The 21,231-nt window shown below is 55.4% G+C and carries 20 protein-coding genes; 5 read left to right on the plus strand and 15 right to left on the minus strand.

Going from position 1 to position 21,231, the window contains the following annotated elements; all coding sequences use genetic code 11:
- Positions 1 to 3: 3 nt before the first annotated feature.
- The 3 genes from L0664_RS13370 (at position 4) to L0664_RS13380 (ending at position 3,464) form a co-directional block, all read left to right on the plus strand.
- Positions 4 to 1,905, plus strand: a complete 1,902-nt coding sequence (locus L0664_RS13370; protein WP_235226384.1) for a formylglycine-generating enzyme family protein — start codon at positions 4 to 6, stop codon at positions 1,903 to 1,905.
- 31 nt (positions 1,906 to 1,936) lie between these two features.
- Positions 1,937 to 2,788: a glycine zipper 2TM domain-containing protein gene (locus L0664_RS13375; protein WP_235226385.1), complete on the plus strand. Its 852-nt coding sequence runs from the start codon at positions 1,937 to 1,939 to the stop codon at positions 2,786 to 2,788.
- A 61-nt stretch (positions 2,789 to 2,849) separates the two neighbouring features.
- A complete protein-coding gene (locus tag L0664_RS13380) occupies positions 2,850 to 3,464 on the plus strand; it encodes a trypsin-like serine protease (protein ID WP_235226386.1) in 615 nt (204 codons plus the stop codon).
- Positions 3,465 to 3,491: 27 nt separating this feature from the next.
- Here the strand turns inward: L0664_RS13380 and L0664_RS13385 are convergent, their stop codons facing one another.
- The 9 genes from L0664_RS13385 to L0664_RS18635 all read right to left on the minus strand — a co-directional run bounded on the left by L0664_RS13385 (position 3,492) and on the right by L0664_RS18635 (position 13,638).
- Positions 3,492 to 4,145: a LysE family translocator gene (locus L0664_RS13385; RefSeq protein ID WP_235226387.1), complete on the minus strand. Its 654-nt coding sequence runs from the start codon at positions 4,143 to 4,145 to the stop codon at positions 3,492 to 3,494.
- 3 nt (positions 4,146 to 4,148) lie between these two features.
- Complete coding sequence (locus tag L0664_RS13390) at positions 4,149 to 5,219, minus strand: isopenicillin N synthase family dioxygenase (protein ID WP_235226388.1); 1,071 nt, start codon at positions 5,217 to 5,219, stop codon at positions 4,149 to 4,151.
- 29 nt (positions 5,220 to 5,248) lie between these two features.
- Complete coding sequence (locus L0664_RS13395) at positions 5,249 to 6,622, minus strand: sensor histidine kinase (protein WP_235226389.1); 1,374 nt, start codon at positions 6,620 to 6,622, stop codon at positions 5,249 to 5,251.
- 206 nt (positions 6,623 to 6,828) lie between these two features.
- Positions 6,829 to 7,293, minus strand: coding sequence for a phage tail protein (locus L0664_RS13400; RefSeq protein ID WP_235226390.1), 465 nt, complete (start codon positions 7,291 to 7,293; stop codon positions 6,829 to 6,831).
- Positions 7,294 to 7,376: 83 nt separating this feature from the next.
- Positions 7,377 to 7,733, minus strand: coding sequence for a phage tail protein (locus tag L0664_RS13405; protein ID WP_336247110.1), 357 nt, complete (start codon positions 7,731 to 7,733; stop codon positions 7,377 to 7,379).
- 44 nt (positions 7,734 to 7,777) lie between these two features.
- The gene (locus tag L0664_RS13410) at positions 7,778 to 9,247 is read right to left on the minus strand and encodes a phage tail sheath family protein (protein ID WP_235226392.1); all 1,470 of its coding nucleotides are present in this window, start codon (positions 9,245 to 9,247) and stop codon (positions 7,778 to 7,780) included.
- Between the two features lie 224 nt (positions 9,248 to 9,471).
- Positions 9,472 to 11,178, minus strand: coding sequence for an EAL domain-containing protein (locus tag L0664_RS13415; RefSeq protein ID WP_235226393.1), 1,707 nt, complete (start codon positions 11,176 to 11,178; stop codon positions 9,472 to 9,474).
- 97 nt (positions 11,179 to 11,275) lie between these two features.
- Complete coding sequence (locus L0664_RS13420) at positions 11,276 to 11,716, minus strand: response regulator (protein ID WP_235226394.1); 441 nt, start codon at positions 11,714 to 11,716, stop codon at positions 11,276 to 11,278.
- The gene (locus tag L0664_RS18635) at positions 11,713 to 13,638 is read right to left on the minus strand and encodes a sensor histidine kinase (protein WP_235226395.1); all 1,926 of its coding nucleotides are present in this window, start codon (positions 13,636 to 13,638) and stop codon (positions 11,713 to 11,715) included. Before L0664_RS18635 ends, L0664_RS13420 begins: the two co-directional genes overlap by 4 nt.
- Positions 13,639 to 13,748: 110 nt before the next feature.
- Here L0664_RS18635 and L0664_RS13430 point away from each other — a divergent pair, with 110 nt between their 5' ends.
- Positions 13,749 to 15,197: an ABC transporter substrate-binding protein gene (locus L0664_RS13430; RefSeq protein ID WP_235226396.1), complete on the plus strand. Its 1,449-nt coding sequence runs from the start codon at positions 13,749 to 13,751 to the stop codon at positions 15,195 to 15,197.
- A 20-nt stretch (positions 15,198 to 15,217) separates the two neighbouring features.
- Positions 15,218 to 15,910: a sensor histidine kinase gene (locus L0664_RS13435; RefSeq protein ID WP_235226397.1), complete on the plus strand. Its 693-nt coding sequence runs from the start codon at positions 15,218 to 15,220 to the stop codon at positions 15,908 to 15,910.
- A 34-nt stretch (positions 15,911 to 15,944) separates the two neighbouring features.
- Here L0664_RS13435 and L0664_RS13440 read toward each other — a convergent pair whose 3' ends face one another.
- The 6 genes from L0664_RS13440 to L0664_RS13465 are packed head-to-tail and all read right to left on the minus strand — an operon-like array spanning position 15,945 to position 21,123.
- Positions 15,945 to 16,403: an SRPBCC domain-containing protein gene (locus L0664_RS13440; protein ID WP_235226398.1), complete on the minus strand. Its 459-nt coding sequence runs from the start codon at positions 16,401 to 16,403 to the stop codon at positions 15,945 to 15,947.
- An 18-nt stretch (positions 16,404 to 16,421) separates the two neighbouring features.
- The gene (locus L0664_RS13445) at positions 16,422 to 16,730 is read right to left on the minus strand and encodes an ArsR/SmtB family transcription factor (protein WP_235226399.1); all 309 of its coding nucleotides are present in this window, start codon (positions 16,728 to 16,730) and stop codon (positions 16,422 to 16,424) included.
- A gap of 46 nt (positions 16,731 to 16,776) precedes the next feature.
- Complete coding sequence (locus L0664_RS13450; protein WP_235226400.1) at positions 16,777 to 17,424, minus strand: ABC-type transport auxiliary lipoprotein family protein; 648 nt, start codon at positions 17,422 to 17,424, stop codon at positions 16,777 to 16,779.
- A gap of 8 nt (positions 17,425 to 17,432) precedes the next feature.
- Positions 17,433 to 19,172: an MlaD family protein gene (locus L0664_RS13455; protein WP_235226401.1), complete on the minus strand. Its 1,740-nt coding sequence runs from the start codon at positions 19,170 to 19,172 to the stop codon at positions 17,433 to 17,435.
- Between the two features lie 8 nt (positions 19,173 to 19,180).
- The gene (locus tag L0664_RS13460) at positions 19,181 to 19,993 is read right to left on the minus strand and encodes an ABC transporter ATP-binding protein (protein WP_235226402.1); all 813 of its coding nucleotides are present in this window, start codon (positions 19,991 to 19,993) and stop codon (positions 19,181 to 19,183) included.
- Positions 19,990 to 21,123 carry an ABC transporter permease gene (locus L0664_RS13465; RefSeq protein WP_235226403.1) on the minus strand — a complete coding sequence of 378 codons (1,134 nt, stop codon included), beginning with the start codon at positions 21,121 to 21,123 and terminating at the stop codon, positions 19,990 to 19,992. The genes L0664_RS13460 and L0664_RS13465 overlap by 4 nt, the downstream gene beginning before the upstream one ends.
- Positions 21,124 to 21,231: the final 108 nt, after the last annotated feature.

The raw sequence follows: 21,231 nt of genomic DNA on the forward strand, positions 1-21,231 counted from the left end.
GTGATGGGATTTGCCGTTTTCAACAAAAGGTATTGGGCCGTCGCCTTGGCATTTGCAATGGCAGGCACGATGGCAGACGCGCAGCCGGCCTCACCGCCTGCGGTTTCGCCGACGTGGTGTGAACTTGATGCGCCGGGCGTGTTTCGGGCGGTTCGACAGTTGGACGTACCTGAATGTCCGCCCGCCGCACCTGCGTCTGATTTGCCCAAAGATTTGGTAATTGCGCTGCCGTGTGGGCGCCATCTGGCGTTGCGGCGGCTGGATACACCCGCAAACACCGTCATTGATCACGTTGTTGGAAACTTTGGTGGCACAGCCGAAGGCAGCCTGCGGCAACGCTACGTGCAGGGGCCGCGCACGGCGACGGTTGCGGGGGGCTATACGGTTGTGGGTAGCGATGGCCAAACGTTGTTGGCGCGCGCGCTGTACATTCAAAGCCATGAATGGACCGAGCTTCAGGACAGCCTGTTCACCAGCGGGGCGTTGGAGGCGTGGGCCGCAGATGCATCCCCGACGGTTGAGGAAAACGCGGGTATTTGTGCGGTTTCTACCGCCTTATCTGATCAAATCCGTTGGCGGGATGCGCGGCCACAAATCGGGCTAAGCTATTTTGACGCGCAGGATCGATTGCGCGCGTTGAATGCCTACATTTCCGCCGAAAGTCGTCGCCGGATTGCAGCGGGCGGGGAACCCCTTGTGCCGTGGCAGGCCGGATCGCCCGGATTCTTTCGCCTGCCGTCCGAGGCCGAATGGGAATTTGCGGCGCGCGGCGGGTCTGTCGGGATTGGTGTGAATGCCCAGATCGCGTCCTACCTGATCCGCGAGCCGCAGACAGATGTGATCCGCGCCGCCGCGGTCGAAGAAATTGCTGTCATCAGTGACGGCACATCGCGCCAGACGTTTGGTCCGGTGGGTACGAAAGCGCCCAATCTGGCGGGGTTGTTTGATGTGGTCGGCAATGCATCCGAAATCACGCAGGATTTGTTTCAGATGGTGCGGCCGGATGCGCTGCACGGGGCGCGGGGCGGGTTTGTGTTGCGCGGGGGGCATGCGTTGACGCCGCTGTCGCTGTCTGGTGTGGCCCATCGCGCCGAAGCCCCTTTCTTTGATCTGGACGGCGAAGTCGCACCTGCACCTGCGGGGCTGCGGCTTGTTTTGAACCCACCAATCTTGACCGCCGGTGCGCCTGATGCGGGCCAGTATCGCACGGATTTACAGAATTCTGAATTTGATGCGCAACTTGAACGCGCCCACCAGACCCTTGTCGAAATTCGCCAGACACCGGGGGCTGCGTTTCGCTCAGAGGCGCGGGCGCTTTTGGCGGCCGTGGGCGAGGGCGGTGCCAACAACGCCGATCTGCAACAACAATTGCAACGCGTTGAAATCGCGCTTGAGCAATCGGAAAGCGCCATCAACGAAGCCCGTCGCGCCGAAATTCGTGCAACCATACGATCAGCGGCGACCGGAATCTTGAACATCCGTGTGAACGGCGTGGTGGGTGTCACGCTGCTGCAACGGTTGCCGCAACTGCGGGCGATGGTCGCGGAAAACGAAGAAGTGGCGCAACATTCCGAAGGCCAGCGCCTGCGCGACGGGATCGAACGTGTCGAGCGCGAGCTGGACGCGCGGCTCGTGATGATTGACAGCCAGACCCGCACGGTTCTGGCGCTGATCAATTCGGTTGCTACAGAAGACCCGAGCCTTGTTCGTGAGGTTTTGGCCGACCTGAAGCGCGACGTCTCCGCAGAAGGGTTGTGGCTGTACGACGAACGGGCCTGGCCGTTGTTTGAACAGGTTCTTGGCGATTACCAGCAAGACCCGTCCGCCAATCTTTTTGAAACCTACCTTCCGCTTTTTGACAGCGCACGCGCGACGCGCGACCGGCTTCGCGCATCGAACCCGTAGACATCAAACCACCACAAAACAGGAGAGATACATGATTTTAGCAAGCTTTTTGGGGCGATCCGCCAAGTTTTTCTCAACGGCCGTGCTTACGGCAGCCTTAGGATTGAGCGGCTGTGCCGTCGCGCCGACCGCCGAAGAACTGGCCGCCACGCGCGACGAATGTTCGCGGTTCAGGGCACCGTTCACGCAGATTTCGACAGAACGCAATCAGCGTATCGCGCGGTATGCGCAAATTGGCGCAAGTGTCGGCGCCGTTGCAGGACAGACCATCGCGCGCAACCGCAATGATAACCAACTGGCTGGTGCCTTGCAGGGCGCGCTGGTTGGTGCGATTCTTGGGGCGACAGGGGGCTATCTTGCCGATCTTGAAAATCGGTCATCGTCGACGGCTGGCCTGCGGCGCGCTGTGAACGGGGATGCCGCGCGTGACCTTCGCGAAACGGATCGGCTTGTGTCTGCGATGACCTCGCTTAACCGGTGCCGTTTGCAACAGATCACAGCGCTTGAGAGGTCAGTGCGTGCGGGCGGTGATCGCACGCAAGCCATGGCGCAAATCCGTTTGATCCGTCAGAAAGTGGCGATCGATAACCGTGCCATCAATGCCGTTGTCGGGGATTTGACGCGGACACGTGGCCTTTATGTCAGCGCACTAAAGCAGACGGGCGCGGATACCGATACGTTTGTGTCTTCAATCCAGCGGTATGAGCCGCGCGTCACGGCACCACAATCAACGTCTTTGCGCGTGGATCGGTCCCAGCGGCCCAGAACATCGAATGCGGTTGCCAATCTGGGCTATGCAGAACGGGAGTTGAGCGCTGGCGCGGCTGTTCATGTGCAATCTATCGATAGCGCTTTGGATGATCTGAACGACATCCTGATCTAAAGCAACCAACCCCAGCGCAGCATTGGTTGTCGCGCTGGGGTTATCATAAAGGGCTTTGTTTTTGCACAGATTATTTCTGTTTTCCTGTATCGCGGTTCTATTGACGGGGTGTGGTCTTTTGTTTGGCCCCGTGGTCGAAATCGAAGACGTGCCCGCAATGGTTTTGCCAACGCCAGTTCAGATCAGAACGGCGGGTGGAACGATGTGCAACGGTGTGCGCCTTGATGGGCAAACTGTCGCAACGGCAGCCCATTGTCTGGCGGATGGAACGAATGTGAGCGTTATTGAGGCCGAGGCAACGCTGCGCCCATCTGCGGTACAAATACACCCGGCCTATGAGTTTTTGGACCGCTCAAGCGCGGCGGGATTGGACCTTGCCAAGATATTTGTCGAAGCGCCATTCGGAGCGGCAGGTGAGGTTGTGATCGCGCCGTTGCAAGCTGGCCCTGTCGAGATACTTGTGCGTGACAGCGCAGGTGAATTTCGAAATGTGCGATGTGAATATTTGGGCCAATCGGGCACGCTGACCGAAGTATCCTGTCTGGTTCGGCTGGGATGGTCTGGCGCGCCCGTCGTTCAAAATGGCGCGCTCGTCGGTCTTTTGAGCGCGCGGGGGCAGCGGCAAACCGCTGGCGTCGCCCAGATTGCGGATGCCACGCGGTTAGACAGCTTTTAGGAGTTCGGGGCGTCTGCCGCGATAGGGTTAGAGCAAGCTGAAATGCAGGTTCGCGGCGATGACGATCAGGATCAGCCCGCCGATCCAACCCAGTCTTTCGCGAAATTTGCGTCGGTGACGCAGGCTTTGTGTCAATGTGCCGCCCATGACAGCGATCACCCCGTCCGACGGCACGGCCGTGAGGGGGACAAGAAGCCCGAGTACCAATAGCTGCGATTGAACCGACCCCGACGCGTATCCGGTGCCTTGCAAATCCACAAAGGGGGGGAGGAATAAGGCAAAAAACAGAACGGTTTTTGGGTTCAGCATTTCGACCAAGACACCCTGCCATACGATTGACGAATAGGATCTGGCGGCAACGGTTTCTACGGTTAGGTCGGTCATAGCATCGGCGCGGGCGTTCAGGATCATTTTGACGCCGAGCCAGACCAGATAGGCCGATCCGCAATAGCGCAAGGCGATGACGATTGACGGCATGTCGACGAACAGTTTCGCCAGCCCCAACGCCGTGGCCACGGCGAGGATCATCCCCCCAAGCGCGAGGCCGATGACAGACGCCAGACCCGCGCCGCGGCTTTGCCCGATACTGCGTGACAAGACATAAAGCATCGAGGGGCCGGGCGTGATGCTCAGCAGGGTTCCGGCGATGACAACGGCAATGATGTTTTCTAGGGGTGGCATTGATTAAGGGACACTTTGTTTTAGGCGGGTTTCAAACGGGTTTTGAACCGGTGCTTTGGATCGTTTCGACATGGTTTTCTTAGTCGCGCTGGTCTTGTGGCGCAGATAGGGAAAATCGCGCATCAACATTGTTTCAAGGTGCTCACCGGCCAGAAAGGGCGCATATTTCGGGGTTTCGTCGTCACGCACAAGTTGCGGGAACGGTTTGATGACGGTGTCATGGTTGGCTGCGACAAAATAGGGCAGTGAAAACCTTTCGGGGCTTAGGTTCAGCACACGGTGGGGGGTGGATCGAAAAATACCATTGCTCCAGGCTTCTAACATGTCGCCTATGTTGACGATCAGGACGGTAGGATCGACGGGCACATCGACCCATTGATTGTCTTGTTTCATCACCTGAAGGCCCTTGTTGCGCGTGTGCAGTAGGGTCAGACATTCGTAATCCGTGTGCGCACCCATGTTCACGGATGTATGCACTTTCGTGGCGGCCTGACGCACGTAATGCAGCAGTCGAAGTTGTGAAATAGGTTTCGTCATTTGTTGGGTCATTGCGCCAGCCGGAAGCCGCAGGTGCGCCTCAAGTGCTGTGCAAATCAACCGTCCTAGCATCGATACTTTGGCGTAATACCCCGCAACTGCCCGCTTAAAACCGGGAAGGGCAGGCCAGACATTCGGGCCAAGCACCCTGTTCCCCGCAAGGTAGTCAGGATCATTACGTGGCAAATCGAGGCCGAGGTCAAACGCCTCGTAGCTTCTGTTTGCTTCGTCCGGGTAATCGCCTTTTTCGGTAAACGGGACGTAGCCGCGGTGATTAGAACTGTTGCCAATATAATATCGCCGTTTGGTGGCGTCGGATTGGGCGAAAAACGTAGCGGCGGCGGCGTAGGTTTCTTCAATACTTTCTGGTGAAATCCCGTGATCGCAAATTCGAAAAAATCCAGCGGTGCGTGCGGCATTCCCGATTTGGTCAGCTGTTTGTAAAAATTGCGGCGTGTTCGGATGCCGCAGCTTTTCGATACTAATCAGGGGAAGATGGTCCCCGTTGGTCACAGTTTGCTCGTTAAAGTCCGTCATACATCCCTCCCAAAAGCGTTAACCCAGAGTTAACGGCCGATGGTTAACAAGTCGTTTTCATGGGAGGGGATTGCGGGGAAATATAGCTCGAGCGTCGATCCGGTTCCGGCGACGGATTGCACCGCGACTGTGCCGCCAGATTGCTGCATGAACCCCAGCGTCATCGAAAGGCCAAGGCCGGTTCCCGCACCTGCCGGCTTTGTCGTGTAGAATGGATCAAAGATCTGCTGCAATTCATGGGGCGCGATGCCATTGCCAAAATCGAGCACGGACAGGCGGACATAGGGCCCCGACACCAGCGGCGTGACCAGGGATCGTTCGTCCCCCAACGCGTGGGTGATGTTGTCAGTTTCGACGCGGATTTCGCCGCCCTGTGGCATCGCATCGCGTGCGTTTGCGATCAAATGCTGCAGCACAGTTTCGAGAATTTTGCGATCAACGTCGATTTTGCCGACGTCTTGGCCAAGACTAAGTTCGATGACAGGGCCGTTCGCAGCAACATTTTGTTCTACAACGTCCTTAACGATCGAATTGAGGTTCTGGCGCGTGGGCGTCAGTCTGGTCCGCTGGGAAAAGGTTAACATGGATTGGATCAGCGTGGCGCCTTTGGTCGCGGCGGTTTGTGCGTCTTGCAAGGCCTCACGCTGCGGCCCGTCTGCGATGTCTTCTTGCAATAGATCAAGGTTGCCGGACATAACCGTAAGCAAGTTGTTGAATTCATGAGCAAAACGACCGGTCAGGCGGCCCACGGTTTCCAATTTTCTGGCGTTGAACAATTCAGCCTCTAGGGCTTTTCGATTGGTGGTCTCACGGCTCAACTGGGCATGCGCGGCGACAAGATCGTGATATCGGCGGTTTGATCTGTCTTCTTCCGCCAACAGCTTTAGCTTGGCGCAGGTCATGGCGGCGATGGTTGTCAGCACTTCAAGTTCGTCCGCGCCAAAGGCCGCGACATCGGTGTGTTCGCTGTCGATCACACCAACAATGCGGTCTTCGCACATTACCGGAACGCAAATTTCAGACCGCGCGCGCTGGGTATCTTCGATGTAATTTTCATCCAAGCTCAGGTCGTCGACGATGATCGCTTGGCGAGTCTGGGCGACTTGTCCGGTGATGCCTTGACCGAACGGAATTTTCAGCGGGTTGATGATGCTGCGCCCGAACGGGTTTTTGCCACCCAAGGCTGCGACCTGTGTCAATGTGGTTTGCGCGTCGTCTGCCTGATAGATAACGCAATCCACAAAGTTGAGCCGCCCCACCACATTTCGCGCGACATACCAAAATAGATCTTCGGCATTGGGAATCGAGATGAGATCAATAGCGAAAGAATTGAACGTCTTTAACGTCGTTTTGTCTTCTGACGCTGGCGGCAAGCCAACGGATTCTAGTGCACTTTCGGGCATAAATCGCGCCTCTCAATCACGTTTTGCGGGATCCTAACAGAATTACACGCTTAGGTGTAGTGTCAAAAATAAATACACCTTTGAGTTAAATTGTAACGATCACAGTGTCATAGGTGCTGATTTTTTGAGGTATTGGCACGATTAAGCGCTGTTTTTTGCAGCTTTAACGCATCCTTTGCTGATACGCGGGCCGGGCACCGGGAAAATCAAATATCTGACTTTAACGCCTTCTTACTGATTGAATTGCGCGCGAATTCCAGCGTTTCAACAGCCACCTTCGAAGATGTTGCGTCTAGGGCGCCGGCCTGTAGTTTGACGGGCCACGCTGCGTTCAACGTCCAAGCCACCACGGGGGCCTGATCCTGATCGAGCAATGTGATGATGACCGATTTGGGCTGTATCGGCGTGGAAAAATTATCCTCAATCGATGTTTTCACCCAAGCGAGCAATGCGAAGTTAGCTGTTAGGACACCTCTTTTCAGGGTGACGTTGGTCTGTCGCACGCCAGTTGGGAGGCGATGCAGGGAACTGTAGGCGTCCCCTTCGGAAATCGCTGTTACTTCGCGGCTTGTTTCAATCCCTGCGAGGTCTTTAAACACGGCGTCGTGGTCTTGGGGTTGATCGCCAAATGCAACGCTGAACGTGAAAGATGCGGGAGGAATGTTATTCATTCAAATCACCTAAGGTGCCTGAAATTCAAGGCCTTCGCAGGCGATTTCAAGGGTTTCAATCAGAACTTTGCTGCCACCTGATTTCAAGTCTGGGCCCGTGATTTTGCCGGCCAGGCATTCAATAACTTCCACGCCACCGTTGATTTGCCGCTTTCGTCAAGCGGCCGTAACGTGATGGTCTCGCGTTTGGCCTTGTTCACCACGATCTTAGTATACCAAGCATGAAAACTGTCATTCCGTGGCATAATCCCGTTTTTCAAAGTTATGGTACTGGTTGTCATCTGCCCGGGCACTTTTCCCGTATTGGAATGTTCCGCATTGTCGGCACGGCGGGCGGTCGTCTCGATTCCTGGGTCAAGGATCGAGGCCCCTTGAAATGGAATGTCTGTTTCAAAACTATCCATTGCGAGGGTGAAACGGGAATTCGGATGTGGCCACACGGCATTTTCGTGTTCGATGGTCGTGTCCTCCGGACGTCAGAGTCTTATGGTTTTTGCATCTCTTGTGTAAACGTAAGCGTGATGAATTCCGCTGGGTGGGTGTTCGCCAAAAGAACGGTAATTTTTAAGTATCCATTTTGGATGTCGTCCGACGTCATCGTTGAGCCGAGCCCGACCTCGACCGAAAATGCCTCTTTCGCAGTGCCACCGGAAAACGCCCCCAGTTTCCACAAACTGGTCAGAAAATTCTCGATAATCGCTTTGAGAGTCGTCCAGGTTTGGGCGTCATTGGCCGCAAATACGAAGGGTTCGCAGGCGGTTCTTACCCATCGTTTCACGAGGATGACCATGCGGCGTACTGAAATGTAGCGCCAGTTCTGACTGTTGCCATCCAATGTGCGCGCGCCCCAAACCAACACGCCGCGGTCCATGAAGCTCCGGATTGCGTTGACGGCTTTGCCGTTCAATGGCGTATTTAGTGTCTGTTGCTCGCCTGAGGTCATATCGACTGTGGGCGATAAAACGAAATTTATCGACGTGTCCACAGGGGCGTTCCACGGGCCAACGGTTGTGTCCGTGAAATTTATGATCCCGGCCATTGCGGTACTGGGCGGCATCACATTGACCGCCGCGAGCACCTTTTTCATCGTGTCTTTGTAGGTTGTACTGGCCTGGATTAGGGCGGTATGGGCGGATTTCGCGCGCGGCAGGGATCGCACATTGGTGATGTAGTTTGCCAGCTCTTCCAGCATGGCATTGTGAGGCGTCTGATCTTTCGCCTCGGCGAGAACATCCTTTTGCAGGGACTTTTTGAAATCGTCACTCAATTGAAGGAACGTGATGTCGTCCAGTTCAGCGAGGCTCGTGTTGACCCAAGGATAGTAGGCGGTGCCATAGTCCAATCCGATTTCCCCCACGGTTTCGTGGAAATCACGAACGGGATCGATGGCGTCGGGCAGGCCGAATTTCTGGGTCCCGTTGACCAAATCGAGGATCGCAATCCGGTCTTGTTGATTTGCGCAATGGGCCAGCACCGCCTTTGCCACATCGCCCCATTCGGCCAATGTCATCAACGCGGTGTCGGGTGTAACGACCATCGTTGGTTCAGGTGTTTTAACCAAGGAATGCAGTGCGTCGATCAACGCCGTTTTATCTGGAAGCAGTGGATTGAGGTCTTTGTCGACGTAAGACCCCACCGATATGATGTAACAGGTGTCGCCGCCATTCCCGTAGAAAAGACGCATGCCACGGTGCATCAAAAACGGGCTTGTGCACGTGATCTGGTCTGGTGTTGCGCCTTGTGTGACTGTCATGGGCGCGTCGCCGCCAAAACACTGTTCATATTCGGCGAAGCTGGAAATTTTCTTCGGGATATTGGTCAGGTCCGTCGTGCCGGATTTCGCGAACTGGGTGTAGCCGATAAACACCGGAACTGAAGTCGGAGCTGGGACGAACGTATCCGGAAAAGCGTTTTTTTCTTGGATGTAGACGCCGGGCTTTTTGTATTGGACCATGGATCGCTTTCAAAATACGCTAAAGGGACGCCGAATTCTTGGCGTCTTTTCAGGAATAGATTGACCCTAGGGCAACAGTGTTTCGGATGCAAAGCGCAACGTGATTGGCCTGTTTCGGCCGCATTGGTACGGTGTCGCGCCTGACCATAGCTGCGCACAAGCCGATCGGCCGGGCGCGACAATGCGGTTGGCGCGTACCGGCGTTGAAGAATTGAACCGCACCCTTATGAGGCGCGTAATTTACCTTTGAGCGGGGCAGAAAGTATTTCAGTCATCCCCGATGCCGACATCGGGCGGTAGCAGTAATACCCTTGCAAATCGTCGAGGTCGGACAGATCAAGCCCGGTCAATTGCCCATAATCTTCGACCCCTTCAGCGACCACACTTAGGCTTAGGCTGCGGGCCATTGAGATGATTGCGTTGCTGATGTTTTGTGCACCAACGTCATGGGGAAGCTGATCCAGAAAGCTTTTGTCGATTTTCAGTTTGGAAATCGGCAGTTTGTGCAGTCGGCTGAGCGAAGAATATCCGACGCCGAAATCATCAATTGCCCACTGGCAGCCCAAGTTCGCAACGGATTGCATTTGTGTCATGCAGGCTTCTAGTTGGAGACCGAAGGCGCCTTCCGTCAGTTCAAATTCAATCAGTGCCGGGTCAATTCCGAACTCGCTTAGAGTAGCGCCCACCATCGTCGCAAAATTGGGATCTTCGAGCTGCAAGGTCGAAACATTGATCGCAATCGGATGGAGGATTTGCCCACCCGCGCGCCAGTCCTTCAATTGTTTGCAACAGGCCTTTAGCACCCACCGGCCGATTTCATTGATCAGTCCGAATTCTTCGGCGATTGGAATGAAATGGGCAGGGCCGACGTCAAAATTGACACTGTTCCATCGCAGCAGGGCTTCCAGACCTGTAATGTCGCCCGTCTTACAATTGACCTTGGGTTGATAGACGACTTCGAACTCGTCACGCTCAATCGCGCTTTCGAGGCTGTGAACAACGAGATCAAGATCAAGATCAAGCGAGCCGCTTTGGGCATTGCCATTAAACGCCCCCAAACGCCGCAGCCGTTTGTCCGAATATAACCTGTGGTCCGCCTGACTGAGAATGTCAGTTGCTTGTGTGATGTCGGAATCCGGGGGGACAATGCTGACGCCGATGCTGCAAAACACATCAAGGACGAGGTCCGCGATCTGAAATTGCGTTTTCATGACCGACCGCAGCCATTTGCGCAGGCTGGCGGGGGTTTGGTTTTTGTCGGTTAACTGCAGCAGAACGCCAAATTCATCACCACCAAGACGAGCAACCATGTCGGATGGGCCGAAATGAGAGGCCAGCATGCGCGAAAAGTCCCGCAAAAGAACATCGCCAATCGGGTGGCCGAATGTGTCGTTCACCACTTTGAATTTGTCCAAGTCAATCAAGACTAAGGCGACCGGTGGGCTCATTTCGTGGCGATTGGCGAGGTAGATTTTGCAACGCTGATCGAAGGCTGCTCGGTTGGCCAAACCTGTCAGGGCATCGCTATAGGCCATTTCGGTAAGGCGTTGTTCCTGTTCGTTGCGTGCAAGGCAAAAACGGGTCGAACGCCGAATGGAGCTGACGGACAGATTGTCTTTGTGCAGGAAATCCGCTGCGCCTGCGGCCAGGGCGACTTCATCCAATTCGTTGCTTTCATCACCTGTCAGAAGGATGAAGGGCACTTTGGCGCCGAGGTCGCACAAGCCACGGATAACATCGATTCCGGAAACGGAGCCCAAACGGTAATCGACAAAGCAGACGTCATAGGAATTTACGGTTTTATGGATATCCGCAATGATCGGCACGTCGACCCAATCAAATGACAAATCGGCATCCGGGAATGCGCGTTTTAGATTTCGTTTGACCATGCGGCAGTCAAACTCGTCATCTTCCACAATCAGTATTTTCATGAACAGGCCTCCAGTGGGGCAGCCTTGTCATGAACTCGTTAAGACAACCGTAAAGAAGGAATTTTCAAGAATTTATTTACGATGGGCCTTGCTGAAATCAGGACGCGTTTGTTTTTGGTAGCAAAACGATTTCAGAATAGGTGCCCAATAGTTCCAGTGCATCGCGGAACGTATTTGGTTTTCCATCCTTAAGAATATAGCCGGCCACGTTGGCGCGATACGCTTCTTCGACGTCTTGGGCGGAATCTGACGTGCTCATGATAAAGACAATTGTGTCGGACAATGCGGGGTCATTGCGGATTTCTTTCATAAAGGCGTGGCCGGACATCCGCGGCATATTGAGGTCGAGGATCACAATAAAGGGGTGCTTGATCTCGGGTACGTCGCCCGTTTGGCGCAGGATGTCCAACGCCTCAAGCCCGTCGCCCGCAACCACGACCGGATTGAGAAGCCGCAGTTTTTTGATCGTGCGTTTCATGGACATGATGCTGACGATATCATCGTCAACGAGCAGAAAACTAACGGTTGAGTGGTTCATGACTTGGGTTCCTTTTTGTCGCGTTTGGCGCGCGTCTGAGCAAAGAGGCGCACCGTAAAGACGCTTCCACGCCCGTTATTCTGGTTTGATTTTAACGACACACCGCCGCCGTGGCGTTCCGATAGTTTTTTGACCAAGGCGAGGCCAATTCCGGCACCTTCAACGACATCTGCCGATTCCAGCTTTTGAAACAGCTCAAAGATTTTGGCGTGATACTGCGTGGGGATGCCCGGGCCGTCGTCCTCAACCTCGATTTGGGCGATATCGCCTGTGATCGTGGCGCGGATGTCTATGCGTCCGCGTGCAGCATCGTGGTGTTTCATTGCGTTTGACATCAGGTTGGTCAGTATCTGGCGAAGGGGCACCACCGACGTTGAGAACTGCGGATGTGTCGTTTCGACATTGACCGAAAATGCCCCGTCGGGATCAAGAAGGTCGGCAATGCCGTGGCATTCCGCGGCCAGATCAACCATGTCGTTCCGGTCTTCCATCCCGTCGACCTGCGCGTACAACAGCAATCCGTCCAGAAGGCTGGACAGTCTTTCGGATCGGCTTGCCAGTAAAACCAGGTTCTGGCGGTTGTCATCTGACAATTCGTCGCTGGCGTCTTCCAAAGTCCATTCCGCCAAATCCGTGATCGCACGCAGCGGTGTTTTTAGATCGTGCGAGGCCGCATAGGCGAAACTTTTGAGATCGGCGTTGGAGCGTTTCAAATCCCTCGAAACGGTTTGCGATTGACGCAAGGAGTCCGCCACTTCGCCGAGTTCGTCCTGCCCGGTCACACTGATTTCGCCATCGAAATTACCAACCGACAGCTGCCGGGCAGAGGCCCTAAGGCTGTGAATGCGTCGATTGAGTTGAAGTTCCACCAAGAACACCACAACCAGTATCAGACCGCCGAACAGCATTGCGATCGTCGTGAGATTTGAAATGCTAAGCGAGCGGATCGAGGCATTCAGAAGCGCGCTGGTTTCTTGTGCGCCCGCATCCGCCGCCGCAATGGTGCGCGCAATAATCGTTTCGATGTCCGTGATCCGCCCAAGACTGTCTTCTACGCTTGAAGTGATGGCATTTCGCACGTCGATGTAGGTGCGCGCGTCTTGGATGATACCGTTGGTGCCAAAGATCATGTCGCGCGCGAGCACAATATCAGACGCCAGTACCGTCCGTTCGGGAGAGGCATCCAATCGGTTCAGCAACCCCAAGGTTTGGCGCAGGACAAACCGGATGTTTTCGGACATGGTTCCAGTGTTGATGTCCGTGTCGCCCTGCCGCGTGCTTTGGGCGAGGTCTTGCATCTTTTCGATCAAAAGCCCCAAAGACACCAACGTATTGAGTTGTATCGATAAAGGCCCGATTTGATCCGCGGCGGTGGGGGCTGTGCCAATGCGGCTGGTGTTGGATTGAAGTTGCGTCAAAACGTCGAGCCGCAACCCCTCGATGGTGATCTCCATACGTTCGACGATCGCATCCAGATCCGACAGGCGATCTTCGTTTTGGCGGGCAATTGTCTGGCGCTGCGTCTGGAGGTCAATCAGGCGGTCTGTTGAGGTGAACAATAGTTCGGCGGCATTTTGCAGCCCGCCATCTGCTGCCAGCTGTTGATACCGTGCCACACTTTCGTTGAAGCGGTCTTTGCGTTGCGCGGCAATCGTGGCGATCTCTTCAAAATCAGCAGTTGTGTCAATGTCGCGCAATGTTGAGATCTGTTGGGAATGGGTAGACAGCAGCGCCACCAATTCTTGGGCGCGGACAAGCAAAGGAATGGCCCGCTGGCTTAAATCGTTTTTTCGCGTAGAAATTTCGACGAATTTTCCTTGCGAAAACAGGCCAAACAAAAACAATGCAACAAAAATAAAGCCAAATGCCAGCCGTAATCGAAATACAATTGAGCCGTTGTTGGTGGTTGTTTGCCCGATCACACAAGGTCCGCCTTAAGGAATTTTTCACCAATGTAGGGAGGCAGTGTTAACCAAGTCTAAACAACCTTGCCTTAGGCCCCCTTTTTGTAAGCATAGGAAGGGCGCAAGGAGTGAACAAAGGTTCTGGGCATTGTCAGAAGTCACGACGCTGGGTTTTAGGTGCGGGATTGGCATCAATCGCGGGGGCGGCGTCAGCAGGTGGCGCGGCGTCCCATCATGATATTGCGGGCCTGGTGCAATCCCTTGGGCTCGGGACTGACGGGTACTTACGGATCTTGTTGCCCGCAGGGTCCGGCGCGAATGTCGCACCAGTTGCTGAACAGTTTCGCCACCTGACGGGCATTGAAATCCGGATCACCGAAGTCCCCGTCGATGACGTAGATGTCCAACTCGCCTTGGACAATTTAAGCGGCACACAGACCTTTGATCTTGCGCTTCCTGCGACGTTCTCGATCCCAGATCTGGTGGAAGACGGTGTTCTTGCACCGTTGGACGGAATGGCCGCATATGACGAAATCTTGGCATCGCGCCAGACTTCTTTGTTTACGACGGGCGACACATTTGACGGTGCGAACTACGGTTTCCAAACGGATGGCGATGCCTATGTGATGTTTTACAACACCGATTTCTGGGACGCGGCGCAGGCCCGTCGTTATGAGGACAGGTTTGGCGCGCCTCTTCGGGTGCCACAAACCTGGGCGGAACTTGACCAACAGATGCTGTGGTTCCATCGACCGGATCAGGGCCAGTTTGGGGGGATGCTGTTTCGCAATCCAAACTATGTCGCGTGGGAATGGTGGATCAGGTTCCATGCGCGGGGCATATGGCCGCTCGCCCCGAATATGACCCCCCAATTGGCAAATGATGCTGGCGTTGGCGCGTTAGAGGACATGATCCGAGCGAGCGATTTTTTAGCCCCCGAAGCGGCCAACGCAGGGCTGTTCGACAATTGGAACCGCTACGCGCATGGCGATGTTTACGCGAATGTGGGTTGGGGTGGATCACAGAAGTTCTTTAACAAGCCGGGGTCGGGGCTGCGTGGAAAACTTGCCTTTGGTAAAACACCGGGCGGGCTGGTCGGGGATCAGTTGTTGACGACGCCCTATTTCAATTGGGGCTGGAACTACGTTGTGTTGGCAGGATCGTCCAAGCCTGATCTTGCCCTTATCTTTGCGGCTTTCGCGACTTGTCCGGATATGTCGACGCTGGCTGTGCGCCAACAAGACGGCTTTTTTGATCCTTTTAGGGCCGAGCATTATGCAGATCCAGGCATCATAGATGCGTATTCATCGGCCTTTCTTGACGTCCATCAAGAGAGCATGGAAACAGCGATCCCTGATCTTTACCTTGCGCGGCAGGGGGAATATTTCCTTTCCTTGTCCAAATGGATTGCGCGCGCATTGAATGGGCTGACGGCACCGGATGTCGCGCTGGCTCGTGTGGAACAGCAATGGAACATCATCACGGCGCAAGTGGGCCGAGACAAACAAATCCAAAGATGGGGCGCGCTGCGTTCAAAATACCCGACACACGCCCGACGTTTGCTGGTCGACCTATGACACATGGCATCACTGACCAAATGAATGATCCTCCGTCGATGGGCACATCTGTCCCAGCGGAATTCGTGAAACTGGCCACGCGGCTATCACATGACCTGAAGTCTCCGGTGCGGGCGATGTCAGAGCTTGCCGGTTGGATCGAAGAGGAACTGGCTGAGGGCGCGGTATCAGGTGATGTGACCGCATATCTGGCTCTGCTGAAACAACGGAGCACTCGGCTTGAAGCGTTGATCACAAACCTGATGCTATATTCGCAAGTTGGGCATTCAGATCGAACATTTGACGGCAATTGGGACGACCTTGTTGAAAGGGTTTGCGCCAACACGCCCCTTGTCAAAAATTTTGAAATTACGACCAACCTGACAGCCGTTCCCAAGATCGCGTCAGATGATCTTGATGTTTTGACTGGGGTACTAGTGTCCAATGCGACAAAGCATCACCACCTCGGACGCGGTCAGATTTACCTGTCGTCACAACGTAAAACCAACCGCTGCATTCTGGAGGTGGAAGACGACGGGCCCGGCATCCCTGTTGATTTGCGCGACGCAGCACTTGAGATGTTTGTGACGCTTAATCAGCAGGACAGGGCTGAGGGCAGCGGCCTTGGTCTGCCCATCGCGCAGCGCATCGCGCATTATTACGGTGGTGGATTGGCAATACATGCGGGCAGAAACGGACAGAGCGGGCGTGTGTCCGTCTGGTTTCCAAACTGACACACGTCCATTGAGATCGGCGATTGTGAATGGATTATTCGGATGCGCAGGCGGCCGCAAAGGCTTCCTCAAACAGCATTCCCCAGCTGCTTCCGTAGCCATTGCGCATCATTTCGGCCATATCGTCATAGCCTTCCCAGTTGCTGTGTATGAGTTCTACGCGGGTGGTTGTGGCGTTCAACGGGGTGAACCGAACGTCTACTTGCCCTGCCTGTTGCGCAGGTAATCCCATATGAAAATCAAGCTGTAGGTGATGGTGCGCGTTGAATTGGGTAAACGTGCCCCAATGATGTTCGACGTCATCGATCGCGGTTTCCACGATGCGGCCCCCTAGCTGTGCATCAACACTCAGCCGCTTTGCCGGACCATCCGCGCGCATCAAGGACATGGACCGCTTGTCGAGAGGCCACCACGTGGACATATCGCAGAAAATCTCAAAGGCTTGTTTTTGGGAGCAAGGAACATCAATGGTCTTAATGACTGGGTCGAGCATGGGTCTACCTTTGTTTGGTTAATTTGATGTGCGCCGCCGGACTTCGGCACCGTAGGCGTTAAGAGCATCGCCCCAGAATTGGTCGAGATAGCCGCGCAGTGGATCCAATCCATCCGGTCGCACCGAATAGATGCGATGGCTGCCGTTCGGCGTCACCTGAACAAGCTGTGCGGCTTGAAGAACTTTAAGGTGCTGTGACACCGCGGGGCGGCTGACGGTTTGACCCTTTGCTAGATCAGTGACCGTGCTTGGCTGATCCCACAAGGCCTCAAAAATGTGCCTGCGGGTTGGGTCGGCCAAAGCGGTCAAAGCTAGTGTGTAAGTCATGGCTTACGTGTAAGTGCTGACTTACGTGTTTGTCAAGCTGTCCCGATCAAGCAGGGGATAAACGACGCCCGATTGCGGACATGGTCCAGTCGGCGAAGTCCAGTAGAACCGCGTCGGATGCGCGATCAAAGGCGTCGATGACTGCGGGCGTTTCTGTTGATCCGGCGTCTTCTTGGGCCGTAAATGTCCGGCTTGAAACGATGCTGGCGTCGCGTTCACGCACGAGGCGGGACGTCATGCGGATTGATACGCGCGTTGTGATCCCGTCTGCACCGACTTCCGCCTGAAAATCCACCAGTTCGGTGACGATGGCGTAATCCCCACTGCCGGCTAAGGGGCGACGCCCGACATAGCGCGCACCGTTCGTGTTTTCCAACGCGCGCAGCATCAGGGTTTGCATCATGACGGGCACCTCATCGCCCCACCGCACATTTGGCAGATATTGCGCTTGTAATGCGTCAGGGCGGATCATGATCCGGTCAGTATCAAGCACACCGCTGGTCGTTGGCAATTCGACGGTGATATCAACCGGGGCTGCACCCCCCCGTGCCACAGGCGCGTTCGCGGGTGCGCGCAGATCAAACACCGACAAAGGCGTTGTCGCATCGCCCAAAGCGCCAATTGCGGAACATCCTCCCAGCACGGACAAGACGGTTATTGCGACGGCTAATTTCTGTGTGGCAGCACGGATCATATTTGGTCTCATCTCTGGAATTCGGGGGATTGCTGGTTGAGGAAAAAGCGCGCGGGGTCGCGTTGGATTTGAACGGTCAGGCGGTCAAGATTGCTGATTAGCCCGCGGGTTTCATCAGCCAATCGGGTGTACAGGGGCAGGGCCGTGCGGGTGAATTCGCTGACGGACGGCCCAGACGCGTCAATGGTGCGCCGCAACGTGGCAAAGGCCGCGTCGGCGGATTGTCCCGCGGCGCGCAGATCTGCGGTGATGCTAGGGATGTCGTCGGAGACTTGCGCAATTGCAGTGTTCAATGAGGCCAAGCTGCCCTCGAGGCCCGTGATGATCCCGTCGATGTCTTCGTTGATCACACGGTCCGCACCGGCAAATGCGTTCTGGGCCACGGACAGTGCGCTGTCGCCGGTTTCCATTGCGCGGGTAATCGCCTCTAGGGTGGTGTTGGCGTTGTCAAAGGTGGTGGTGACTTGGGTCAACGCGGCTTCGGCGGTGAGGCTGAGGCCGTCCACGCGTCCGCTTGCAGCGGTTATGTCTTGGGCCACTTGCTTGATCGTTTCAGATGCAGTTTGCGTGGCCTGACGAACGTCGGCGACGATTGCGGGCAGGTCGGTCTGGGCGGCGGCTCCGATCACGTTGATCGCGTCTGTGGCTGTTGCTACGGCGACACGGGCGTCTGCCATCAGCGGTGTCGCTTCGGTTTCAAGCAAAGTATCAAACCGCGCGGCCGCGCCATCCACTGTGCCGACGGTGTCGCTGATTTGGGACAAGACATCATTAACAGAGGTAAGCGTGGCCTGGGCTTCTGTTAACCGGTTTGTCGCCGCGACACCGGTGCCATCGAACGTCGCAATCAAGGCTTGGGCATCCGCGCTGAGGGTTTCGATCTCTGCGCGCAATTGGGTCACGGTTTGGCGCAGCGCGTCCGTCGTATCCGTGAGATCCTCAGAGATATAGCGCTGGGCGTCATTAAAGGTCCCTTGCGCGACGGCCAGCGTATCATTGGCGGTCAGGATCATTGTTTCAGCCTCTTGGGACAATGAGCCAAGGGAATCGACGGTTGTTTCAGCCGTGGACAGTAGTGCCTCAACCTCTGGCGAAATGCCTGCCAGAATGGCGTTGAAGGTTTCGACTTGATCCGAGAACCGTTCAATCGTTTCAGGGACTTCGGCGAAGGCTTCCAATGTGGCGGCTAAGGATTCAGACGCGTCTTCTGCGTTTTCTAAAATATTCTGCACGCGTTCCTGATTTTCGGTTCCCAGCAAATCACGTACTTCTTGCACAACAACCAAAGCTTCGGTGAGCAGTTGTGGCGCGTCTTCTGTTAAGGATTGGATGGCAGATTTTCCGGCGATCAGTTCAGGTACGTCATTGCCCAAACGCTCCGCCATAAGGGGTTCTTGCGGGTTGCCAGGCCCGATGCTGACAAAGGACACGCCTGTCACGCCTTGGGATTCGATCGTGGCAACACTGTCTATCCGCACAGGCGTTGCAGCGTCGACTTCTAATCGGACCAGAATTGTGCCGTCCTGATTGGGTGACAGCCGAACATCGACCACTTGGCCGACGGGCAGGCCGGAAAACCGGACATCGGACGCCTCGTTCAGGCCTGCAACGGATGAAAACCGCACATCGTAGTAATCAAAAGAGCGGTCCAGCTCGACGCGGGCAAACCACAAGAATAAGCCGACCATGCCGAATATGCCCGCCAAGGTGAACGCGCCGATCAGAATGTAATTCGCACGGGTTTCCATACTTTGCGTCAGTCCTTTGTCGGGCCGGATGCGGCCGCTTTGGTGTCGAGGGCTGCGCGCGCGCGGACCCCGTGGAAATATTCATGGACCCACGGATGATCAACCGTCAGCATGTCTTGCATTGTCCCTGTCACCAGCACACGTTTTTCGGCAAGCACCGCGATGCGATCACAAATCGCGTGTAACGTATCAAGATCATGGGTGACCAGAAAGACCGTAAGACCCAAAGACCTGCTTAACCCCAATATCAGCTGATCAAAATCCGCCGCACCAATCGGGTCAAGCCCCGCAGTCGGTTCGTCCAGAAACACAATTTGGGGATCAAGCGCGAGTGCACGGGCCAATCCGGCGCGTTTTCGCATCCCGCCCGATAGTTCAGACGGGTATTTGTCCCCCGCAAAATAGGGCAGCCCCGCCATTGAGATTTTCAAATCCGCCAGCGCGCGGCGCAGCTGCGGATCAAGCCCGTCAACGGTGCGCATGGGCACTTCGACATTTTCGCGCACAGTGAGGGAAGAAAACAAAGCCCCATCCTGAAACATAACGCCCCAGTTTACGCCTGCGTCCGCGCGCCCGTCTTGATGTGCATTCAGGACGTCGATGCCCAGAACCTCAACACTGCCCGCCTTGGGGCGGTTCAAACCGGCAATCGTGCGCAGCAGCACGGATTTACCTGTGCCTGATCCACCGACAATGCCGATGATTTCGCCTCGGTAGATATCAAGATCAAGATTGTCATGAACCACTTGGCTGCCGAACTGATTGCGAAGCCCGCGGATGGAAATGACGACCTCGCGGTCTGTGTCGTTTGGTTGGTTCACATCCCGATCCCCGCAAAAAAGATGGAAAACAAAGCATCCGCCACGATCACCGCGAAAATGGCAGCAACAACGGCAGAGGATGTCATCCGCCCCAAAGATTCCGCATTGCTTTTGACCTGCATGCCCGCGTGACAGCCGACGACGCCGATGATCAAGGCAAATACAGGCGCCTTAACCATGCCAATGATGACATGGTTGATGTCCGTCCCTTCAACCAGACGGGTCATGAACAATGCGGGCGAAATGCCAAGGTCGATCCACGCCATAAGCCCACCACCCAGCAGACCCATCACATTGGCGATCAATCCAAGGATTGGCAGCATAATCACCAACGCGAGGATGCGCGGCACAAACAGCATCATCGCCGGGTCCAGGCCTAGGCTTGCCATGGCGTCAATTTCTTCGCGCATTTTCATCGACCCGATGGCAGCGGTGAAGGCAGACGCAGTCCGGCCCGCGACGATAATCGAGGTGAGCAATATCCCCAATTCGCGCAGGATGGATATCGCGATGAGGTCCACGACAAAAACTTCGGCACCAAATTGTTTGAGCTGTGTTGAACCCTGAAAGGCCAACACGACGCCGATTAGGAACGCCATAAGCGCGACAATTGGCACGGCCTTAAGCCCGACCTCTTCGCAATGATGAAAGAGCGCGGTCAGCCGGAAATCTTTTGGATGGCGCAAGGATCGTACCAATCGCGCGAGAAAAAGGCCCAAGAAACCAACGAGCTCTGCCAGATACATGAATGCACTGGCCATAGATTGTCCAATGCTGGCGACCCAATCCATGAAGGTCATCTTGGGCTGTTCAACGACAGTGGGGGTTGGCATTGCGGCTGTAACGCTGCGCAAAAGGCTTTTAATTTCCTCGGATGTGCCATTAATTTCAAGGGTTTGACCGGCGTCCTTCAGGCGCGCGTCCAAGGATGCGATGATCCATGCGGCGCTCGTGTCGAACCGGGTGACACCCGAAAGATCAAGATGCACATCGCGATCCGTTGCGATGGTTTGAAAATCCGCTTCGGTCGTGGTCGCGTGGGGCAGGGTCATCGCGCCCTTGATGGTCACGCGCTGGGCTGCGTCGATGAGGGAGATTTGAAAATCGGGGCGCTCCATGGGCGGGATCATATGCAGTCCGTGGGGCGGCGAACAGCACAATGCGACCGTGCCCTTGCGATCAGATGGGTCAGCGCGCAGGTTAGCGACGACACGGTCCCCTCGATTTTCCCACCATCC

It is taken from the genome of Octadecabacter dasysiphoniae, assembly GCF_021532615.1.
In the GTDB taxonomy this organism is placed as follows: Bacteria; Pseudomonadota; Alphaproteobacteria; order Rhodobacterales; family Rhodobacteraceae; genus Octadecabacter; species Octadecabacter dasysiphoniae.

Excerpts from the sequence above, each read along its gene's own strand:
- L0664_RS13385 (WP_235226387.1), bottom strand. The coding sequence starts at position 4,145 with ATGCCACCCCTAGAAAACATCATTGCCGTTGTCATCGCCGGAACCCTG.
- L0664_RS13370 (WP_235226384.1), top strand. The coding sequence starts at position 4 with ATGGGATTTGCCGTTTTCAACAAAAGGTATTGGGCCGTCGCCTTGGCA.
- L0664_RS13390 (WP_235226388.1), bottom strand. The coding sequence starts at position 5,219 with ATGACGGACTTTAACGAGCAAACTGTGACCAACGGGGACCATCTTCCC.
- L0664_RS13450 (WP_235226400.1), bottom strand. The coding sequence starts at position 17,424 with ATGATCCGTGCTGCCACACAGAAATTAGCCGTCGCAATAACCGTCTTG.
- L0664_RS13400 (WP_235226390.1), bottom strand. The coding sequence starts at position 7,293 with ATGAATAACATTCCTCCCGCATCTTTCACGTTCAGCGTTGCATTTGGC.
- L0664_RS13455 (WP_235226401.1), bottom strand. The coding sequence starts at position 19,172 with ATGGAAACCCGTGCGAATTACATTCTGATCGGCGCGTTCACCTTGGCG.
- L0664_RS13410 (WP_235226392.1), bottom strand. The coding sequence starts at position 9,247 with ATGGTCCAATACAAAAAGCCCGGCGTCTACATCCAAGAAAAAAACGCT.
- L0664_RS13395 (WP_235226389.1), bottom strand. The coding sequence starts at position 6,622 with ATGCCCGAAAGTGCACTAGAATCCGTTGGCTTGCCGCCAGCGTCAGAA.
- L0664_RS13435 (WP_235226397.1), top strand. The coding sequence starts at position 15,218 with ATGAATGATCCTCCGTCGATGGGCACATCTGTCCCAGCGGAATTCGTG.
- L0664_RS13445 (WP_235226399.1), bottom strand. The coding sequence starts at position 16,730 with ATGACTTACACACTAGCTTTGACCGCTTTGGCCGACCCAACCCGCAGG.
- L0664_RS13375 (WP_235226385.1), top strand. The coding sequence starts at position 1,937 with ATGATTTTAGCAAGCTTTTTGGGGCGATCCGCCAAGTTTTTCTCAACG.
- L0664_RS13440 (WP_235226398.1), bottom strand. The coding sequence starts at position 16,403 with ATGCTCGACCCAGTCATTAAGACCATTGATGTTCCTTGCTCCCAAAAA.
- L0664_RS13420 (WP_235226394.1), bottom strand. The coding sequence starts at position 11,716 with ATGAACCACTCAACCGTTAGTTTTCTGCTCGTTGACGATGATATCGTC.
- L0664_RS13465 (WP_235226403.1), bottom strand. The coding sequence starts at position 21,123 with ATGATCCCGCCCATGGAGCGCCCCGATTTTCAAATCTCCCTCATCGAC.
- L0664_RS13415 (WP_235226393.1), bottom strand. The coding sequence starts at position 11,178 with ATGAAAATACTGATTGTGGAAGATGACGAGTTTGACTGCCGCATGGTC.